The organism is Streptomyces sp. NRRL F-525 (assembly GCF_000716605.1).
Taxonomy (GTDB): Bacteria; Actinomycetota; Actinomycetes; order Streptomycetales; family Streptomycetaceae; genus Streptomyces.
In genome coordinates this window covers 1-245 of sequence record NZ_JNXE01000228.1, presented here as the reverse complement: position 1 = coordinate 245, position 245 = coordinate 1, and the positions used below count along the sequence as shown (strand labels likewise).

General features: G+C 58.4%; 1 rRNA gene. It reads left to right on the top strand.

Annotated elements, in window-relative coordinates:
• A 16S ribosomal RNA gene (locus OO69_RS48645) occupies nucleotides 1–89 on the top strand; the annotation flags it as partial.
• Nucleotides 90–245: the final 156 nt, after the last annotated feature.

Sequence of the window (245 nt, the reverse complement as noted above, 5' to 3'; positions counted from 1 at the left end):
GGAGGGAGCTGTCGAAGGTGGGACTGGCGATTGGGACGAAGTCGTAACAAGGTAGCCGTACCGGAAGGTGCGGCTGGATCACCTCCTTTCTAAGGAGCATCTAGGCCGCCAAGCTTGCTTGGTGGTCCAGGGCCACAACGCAGGCGAATGTTCTGCGGTGGTTGCTCAAGGGTGGAACGTTGATTATTCGGTGTCGCTGCTCATCTCGGGCTGCAAGTACTGCTCTTCGGGGCGTGGAAAGCTGA